Here is an 8,132-nt window from a genome sequence, read left to right on the forward strand (position 1 = left end):
GGCAGAAATGGCTTTGTCCAAATGTTCTTTAGAATGAGCGGCAGACAACTGAACTCTAATCCTTGCCTTATCTTTAGGCACAACCGGAAAAAAGAAACCAATAACATAGATGCCCTTCTTTAAAAGCTCATCTGCCATTATTTGAGACAATTTTGCTTCGTATAACATGACTGGAACAATAGCCGAATCACCATCAATAAAGTCAATTCCTGCTTTGCGTAACCCTTCTTTAAAATAATTGGTATTCCATTCTAGTTTAGTTCTAAGCGTAGTATCTTTTTCTAATAGTTCAAAAACCTTAATTGATGCTCCTACAATGGCCGGAGCCAATGAATTTGAAAATAAATAAGGACGCGAACGCTGTCTCAAGATTTCAATCACTTCTTTTTTGGCTGTAGTGTAACCACCCATCGCGCCACCTAATGCTTTACCTAAGGTTCCTGTTATAATGTCTACTCTTCCCATTACGCCTTTGGCTTCGAGCGTTCCTTTTCCTGTTGCTCCAATGAAACCGGCAGCATGACATTCGTCAACCATTACCAATGCATCATATTTATCGGCTAAATCACAGATTTTATCTAATGGAGCTACTAATCCATCCATCGAAAAAACACCATCAGTGACTATAAGTTTAAATCGATGTTTAGCTTCAACTGCTTTCTTTAATTGATTTTCCAAATCTTCCATGTTGGAATTTTCATAACGATAACGAACCGCCTTGCATAAACGAACACCATCAATAATAGAAGCGTGATTCAAACTATCTGAAATGATACAATCGTCTTCGCCAAGCAAAGGTTCGAAAACACCTCCATTAGCATCAAAAGCTGCAGCATACAAAATGGTGTCTTCTGTACCATAGAAATCGGCTATCTTTTTTTCTAACGTTTTATGAATATCCTGAGTGCCACAAATAAAACGTACTGATGACATTCCGAAACCATGAGAATCTAAAGTGTCTTTGGCTGCCTGAATTACTTCCAGATGTGAAGACAATCCTAAATAGTTATTGGCACAAAAATTTAAAACCTTTTTCCCATTAACAGTAATTTCAGCTCCTTGTGGGGAAGTTATAATACGTTCTTTTTTGAAAATTCCATTTTGCTCAATGGTATTCAATTCGTTTTGAAGGTGTTGTTGAATTTTTCCGTACATAATGATGTTTATAGTTTATTGTTTATGCTTAACTCCTATTGCCTATTGCCTATTGCCTATTGCAAATTTACTATTTCCAAAGTTTCTCCAATATAAACCAGTGCTTTTTTAGTGACATTAAAACCCATTTTTTCTATGGCTTTTTGATAGTTTTCTAATTGTAATTGGTATTTGGTTTGATGTGACCCCGTTTTATAATCTAATAAGTAAATTTCGTTTTGCTTAGTAAGAACCATTCGGTCTGGTATTACTAGGTTTCCTTCTTTTTGAATAATGGTTTTTTCGTTTAAAATTTTATGCTCGTTTGAGAAAAACAATGACAAATCGTGATGGTTTACAATTTCATAAATAGTTTTTAAAACGTCTTCTTTTTGAGAAGAAACAATCAATCCGTTTTCGATGGCTTTTGTTAAGGCCAAATCTATATCATCTTTGGTTTTGATGAATGATAAGATTTCATGCAGAATGTTACCGTATTCTATAGCTTTTTGCTGTTTTGTATTCCACATTAAACTTTCGCGCTGGGCGATTTTGATATTTTTCATATTTAATGTTGTTGCAAGCTGTGGAATAATTTCTGTTTCGTCTTTACTTTCCTTTGTTTCTGATAACTTTTCGGCTGAACCAAATTCGTATTCCAATTTGCCTTCATTATACTGGTTTTTTTGTTCTAAAAATTCTATAAAAAATGACGCAGTATTACTTGGTAAAATTCCATCTTTATTTCTAGAAACTATTCCGGAAATTATATATAATTGTTCTTCAGCTCGCGTCATTGCAACATATAAAATATTGATGTCGTCTAATAACTCTTCCTGTTTTTTCTGTTGGTAAATTAGTGCTGCAGATTCGCCATAACCTGAAACGTTGTTGTTCTTGTCGACTAAAACTTTGGGTAAACCAACTTGTACTTCATCGGCATTAAGCCAAATTTTTTCTCTTGGGCCTTTACTATAATCTTCTTCGGCAAATGGAAAAATTACTACCGGGAATTCCAATCCTTTAGATGTATGAATGGTCATGATTCGCACTGCTTCTTTACCTTCGGGCGAAGGAATACTCAATTTACCAGAATTAGCATCCCAATACAATAGGAAATCTGAAATTCCGGCTTGCTTTTTTATATCTTGTTCAAGAACAATGTCCAAAAAGAACTGTACATACGCATTGCGTTTTTCTATTGGGATAATTTTGGAAATGATGCTTTCTGTGGCTTCATATAATGATTTTTTTCTTGTGTTTTTAAACGAAAAATGAATGTCAAAACTCGCTAACCATTGTTCAAAATCGGTTTCACTATTTTGTTCCATTCCAAGAGATATAAAATCATGTATAGCCAATTCTTGTTGACAATTTATCTTCATCCCGTTTGCACTTTGGTCTCTGTTGGACGCAATGTAATAAAGGAAATTTGCTTTGGATTCACGGTCGTTATTATTTTTCAAATTGTATAAAACAGCAACGATACATTGTACTTCAGAAGAAGAACCAATCAACAAACTTTCAGAAGACAAAATCGGAATACCATGTTGGGTTAAATAATTGGCAATAGCAATTCCGTTATCTTTTTTTCGGGTTAAAATGACAATGTCTTTATAGCTAAATCCGTTGGCTTTTACTTTTTGAATCCTGTCTAATGTTGCCAACAAATACATTTCAACTTTTGCAAGATTCTCTTCTTCACCATAATCAGCTTTTTCAGATTTGGGCAAAAAGGAAATATTCACATAGCCGCCTTTTTTATTGTTTTCTTCCTGATAAGTATGGTTTTTATATAAATCTTTGTAATCGTTATGAGCAAATTCATTGGCTATAAATCCAAAAAATTCATTGTTAAAGTCAATGATTTTTGAATAACTTCTCCAATTCGTTTTTAACGAGAATAACTCTTTCTCCGGATTGTTAAATGGATTTATGTCTTTGCTTAATTCAATAAATTGTTCTGCTTTTCCACCACGCCAACGGTAAATGGATTGTTTTGGATCGCCCACAATCAGCAAACTGCCTCTTTCACCATGTAAATCTTCGCTCGAAGTAGCATTGTCAATCAATGGAATCAGGTTTTGCCATTGCATTTCAGAAGTATCCTGAAATTCGTCGATGAAAAAATGTTTGTATTTTTCACCCAAACGCTCATAAATAAATGGTGCCGGCTGATTCTGAATTTGGTCGTGAATCAATTTATTGAATTCTGTTATAGATAAAATTCCTTGTTCTTTTTGAATTTCAGTTAATTTATTGCTCAACGTATTTAATAGAGAAAGTGGGGTAATGTTTTTTAGAAAGGCCTTATAAAACAATAGCTTTTCGATTTTGATATAAATTGAATCCAAAATTTCTAATAGCGTTGGTATAATACTTTCAATAATAGCCTTGTCTTTGGCGTCTTTTTTTATTTTAATATCATCAAATTCTCTGAATCGGTAGTTATTGGCTCTGCTATCTTTTTCTCTTAAAAAATTCAAATGCTTTGGAAAAGTACCATACGGGAAAGAATTGGTGTCAATCCTATTATTTTCTATAAGCAAAAGTGCCTCGTTTGCTAAATCAACACAAGCGGTTTCTAGTTCTTTCGTAAGTTCTGTTAGTTTATTTTTAATAACAATAAAATCGGTTATTTTCTTATTGTCAAAATGAGTGATTTCCTCCCGATTATTTTCATTTAAAATCAACTTCCCTGTTTCCATAATTTCTCTTGAAATATCCCAGGATTTATCATCATCGGTTTTTTCCATGGTGAAATCAACCAGCAGTTTTGTCAATTCTTCATCATTACCAGCTTCGGCTATGATAGCATCTACGGCTTCAGTTAACAAAATTTCAGTATCCAAGGAAACTTCAAAAGTTATTGGCAGATTCAAATCGTGTGCAAAAGCGCGAATAACTTTGTGTGTGAATTTATCAATAGTCGAAATATCAAAAGCTGCGTAATTGTGGATTAAATTTTTGATGATGCTTTTGGCTTTTTCGGTAATAGCATTCAAACTCAAACCTGTGTCCGAACTGATATCCTGCATTAACTGCAGTGCTTTTTCCGAAGGGTTTTCTTTAGTGAATTGGGAAAGACTTTCCAAAACACGGCTTTTCATTTCGTGTACCGCTTTATTGGTGAACGTTATGGCAAGAATATTGCGATATGCATCCGGTTTTTTGGAAACAAGAATAATTTTTAAATATTCCTTTACCAATGTATAGGTTTTCCCGGAACCTGCCGATGCGTCGTATAAGGAAAAAGCTGGTTTTTGCATTAGTTTTTTTGTATTAGATAAACGAAATTTAACTTACTGTCTTCACCATAATATTCAACTTCAAATTCGTCTACTTTGGTTGCGCCAATTTTCTCGATGGCTTTTTGCGAGCGATAATTAAATGCTCCAATATGAAAATACACTTTGTTTACAAACTGAAACGCATAATCGAGCATCAGTTTTTTCAAAGCTTTGTTATAGCCATTGCCCCAAAATTTTATTCCTATAAAAGTATAACCAATCAAAATTGTTCTGTCCTTTTCATTATAATCATAATACCTACTACAGCCTATAGTTTCATTTGAGAAGGAGTCCAAAATTAATAATGCTCCATTAGATTCAATCGCACCTTTAAAATAATTAGTAAAATCTTCAAATTTATATCGGTTCGGATTGGGATGCTGTTCCCATACTTTGGGATTAGAACCCACTTCAAACAATCGGTCAAAATCTGTTTCTTGAAGCGGGATTAAGCGAATCCTTTCGTTATGTAAGTGAGTTGGTTGAAGGTCAAATTTCATTTTAGCTCTTCTATAATTTTAAATTATAATTATATCATTAATGTATTTCATTTTGTAAAGTTAAATGTATAATTTTGGATTACTTTTATAAAATTAATTTAAATAAAAATATTATGGCTTTTGAATTACCTCAATTACCTTATGCATACGACGCATTAGAACCACATATTGATGCAAGAACAATGGAAATTCATCATTCCAAACATCACAACGCCTATACAACCAATTTAAATGCTGCCATTGCCGGAACAGATTTAGAAGGAAAAACAATTGAAAATATTTTGATGAATCTTGACATGAAAAACATGGCTGTTAGAAATAATGGTGGTGGTTTTTATAATCATAATTTATATTGGAGAGTAATGTCACCAAATGGTGGCGGAAAACCTTCCGGGGATTTAGCCGATGCTATTGATGCGGCTTTTGGTTCGTTTGATGAATTTAAAGCACAATTTGCAAAAGCTGGCGCAACACGTTTCGGTTCAGGTTGGGCATGGCTTTGTGTAAATGAAGGAGGAAAAGTTGAAGTTTGCTCAACTCCTAATCAAGATAATCCGTTAATGCCGGATACTGGTTGTGGTGGATTTCCAATCTTAGGAATGGATGTTTGGGAACACGCTTATTATCTGAACTATCAAAACCGTCGTCCAGATTATATTGAAGCATTTTTTAATGTAATTAACTGGGCAGAAGTAGCAAGATTATACACTACAAAAAAATAAAAAGAATTTACTTTTTACCATATGAAACCGATTGTTAAAGCAGTCGGTTTTTTTATTTGATATGGTGATAAAAAATAAACAGGCGGAATCTCTTCCACCTGTTTGCCCCAAATCTACCATAAATTACTTAACCTACTAAATACTATGGTAAGACAAAACTAATAACTACAAATTAAAATAGGTGTTTTTTAACGAAATATATTTGGATGATTGGCAAATGAGAGGTTATTTATGTTTTTTTAATGATTTTCAGACAATTATAAAATAAAAAAGGTGAAAATTTCTCTTCACCCTTTTTGCCCCAAATCTACCATAAACTTAACCTACTAATGCTATGGTCCACCAAATGTAAAGTTAATTTACTAGTTAAAACAAAAAATATAGATGAACTGCAACAATAATCGTTTAACTTCAAAAAATGTTAAATTTTTAGTAAGCTCGTGCATTTTTCCCTTCGTAGAAATTCATAAATGCCTTATTAGCAACTCTATTTCCTCCCGGAGTTGGATAATTACCCGTAAAGTACCAATCCCCTAAATTTTTTGTACAGGCAAGATGAAGGTTATCTACTGTTTGAAAAATAATTTTTACTTCTGCCTTGATATCATCTGAAGTAAGTAATTCCGCTATTTTATCTGAAATTTCCTGATCTGAAAATGGCTTATAAATTTCCGTTACATAATTTATAACATCATTATCTTTATAATTTTCCTGAGCTTTACATTTAGCATAAACCTCATCAACAATGTGATATAAATTACGTTCTTTCAATAAAGCTAAAGTCGCCTGAAATGCTACTAATCCTTCTAGTTTTGCCATATCAATACCATAACAATCAGGGAAACGGATTTGCGGCGCTGAAGAAACCACAACAATTCGTTTTGGATGTAATCTGTCCATCATCTTGATAATAGACATTTTCAAGGTTGTTCCTCTAACAATGCTATCATCAATAATTACTAAGTTATCAGTTGGTTTAATAACGCCATAAGTAACATCATAAACATGTGCAACCAAGTCATCGCGACTGCTATCTTCCGTAATGAATGTTCTTAGTTTGGCATCTTTGATGGCAATTTTTTCAGTTCTTATTTTAACCGCCAGAATTTCTTCTAGTTTTTCCTTGGTTAATGTTTTTCTGTTATCTAAAATAAATTGATTCTTTCTTTGATTCAGAAAATCATTCGCTGCTTCTACCATTCCGTAAAAAGAAGTTTCCGCAGTATTTGGAATATAAGAGAAAACGGAATTATCTGTGTCGTTATCAATGGCATCCAAAACAGCTGGAAGAATTAATTTACCCAATTCTTTTCTTTCTTGATAAATTTCGGCATCGCTCCCACGAGAAAAATAAATACGCTCAAATGAACAAGCCTTTTTTATGGTTGGAATAATTATTTCTTCTTCGGTTATAATCCCGTTTTTTTTGATAATCAAAGCACGACCGGGATGTAATTCTTGCACATTTTCAAATGGAACATTAAAGACTGTTTGAATTACAGGTCTTTCGGAAGCTACGACTACAATCTCATCGTCTTCATAAAAATACGCTGGACGAATTCCCGCAGGATCACGAAAAACAAATGCATCTCCATGACCTAAAAGTCCGGCCATAGCATAACCACCATCCCAACCTTTAGAAGCGCGTTTTAAAATTTGTGCAATATCTAATTTTTCGGCAATTAACGGCGATGCTTCTCTTTTTGACAAACCGTTATTTTTACATTCCTGATATAAATCGGTAACAGCTTCATCCAGGAAATGTCCTATTTTCTCCATGACAGTAACAGTGTCTGTCATTTCTTTTGGATGTTGACCTAATTCTACTAAACTATTGAAAAGTTCAGTAACATTGGTCATATTGAAGTTCCCTGCCAAAATCAAATTACGGTGCATCCAATTATTTTGACGTAAAAAAGGATGAACACTTTCTATACTATTCTTGCCAAAAGTTCCATAGCGAACATGCCCCAAAAACAATTCGCCGATGTAAGGAATATTTTCTTTTTGTAATGCCACATTATCGTGATATTCAGGATGAGTTGTCAACTCTTCATTGATTCGTTCATTAATTTGTGAAAAAACATCTTGAATAGCTTGGGCTTTATTTGAACGTACTCTGCTTATGTATCGTTCTCCAGGTTCAATATCTAATTTTATAGAGGCAAATCCGGCGCCGTCTTGACCACGGTTGTGTTGCTTCTCCATGAGCAGATACATTTTTTGTATGCCGTAGAAAGCAGAGCCGTATTTTTCTTTGTAGAATTCTAATGGTTTTTTTAATCGTAAAAGGGCAATTCCACATTCGTGTTTAATTGCGTCGCTCATTGTAGTTGTTGTGTTGTAGTTAGTAGTTGTGTAAAATAAAAATGCCCCGAAAATCGAGGCATAAATTTATTATAATTCTATATCAAATTGTGTTAAGGATTTAAATTGTTTCAATCGTTGACTCACTTCTTCTTTGTTGAGTTCCAACATTCTTTCTG

General features: G+C 33.5%; 5 protein-coding genes. 1 reads left to right on the forward strand and 4 read right to left on the reverse strand.

Translation table 11 applies throughout. The features are described 5' to 3' along the window. The 3 genes from kbl to ACOYLP_RS09470 form a co-directional block, all read right to left on the reverse strand. Nucleotides 1–1,155: glycine C-acetyltransferase (kbl, locus tag ACOYLP_RS09460; protein ID WP_422855928.1), on the reverse strand; the 1,155-nt coding region annotated here is incomplete at its 3' end. Between the two features lie 56 nt (nt 1,156–1,211). Continuing rightward, a complete protein-coding gene (locus tag ACOYLP_RS09465) occupies nt 1,212–4,403 on the reverse strand; it encodes a UvrD-helicase domain-containing protein (protein WP_422855929.1) in 3,192 nt (1,063 codons plus the stop codon). Further along, nucleotides 4,403–4,924, reverse strand: coding sequence for a GNAT family N-acetyltransferase (locus ACOYLP_RS09470; RefSeq protein WP_422855930.1), 522 nt, complete (start codon nt 4,922–4,924; stop codon nt 4,403–4,405). Before ACOYLP_RS09470 ends, ACOYLP_RS09465 begins: the two co-directional genes overlap by 1 nt. A gap of 113 nt (nt 4,925–5,037) precedes the next feature. Between ACOYLP_RS09470 and ACOYLP_RS09475 the strand changes: the two genes are divergently transcribed. Beyond that, nucleotides 5,038–5,646: a superoxide dismutase gene (locus ACOYLP_RS09475; protein WP_422855931.1), complete on the forward strand. Its 609-nt coding sequence runs from the start codon at nt 5,038–5,040 to the stop codon at nt 5,644–5,646. 429 nt (nt 5,647–6,075) lie between these two features. On the opposite strand, the gene ACOYLP_RS09480 is transcribed toward ACOYLP_RS09475, so the two are convergent. Next, on the reverse strand, nt 6,076–7,974 hold the full coding sequence (locus ACOYLP_RS09480; RefSeq protein ID WP_422855932.1) for an amidophosphoribosyltransferase: 1,899 nt from the start codon (nt 7,972–7,974) through the stop codon (nt 6,076–6,078). Nucleotides 7,975–8,132 lie beyond the last annotated feature (158 nt).

Source organism: Flavobacterium sp., assembly GCF_049318325.1.
Classification (GTDB): domain Bacteria; phylum Bacteroidota; class Bacteroidia; order Flavobacteriales; family Flavobacteriaceae; genus Flavobacterium.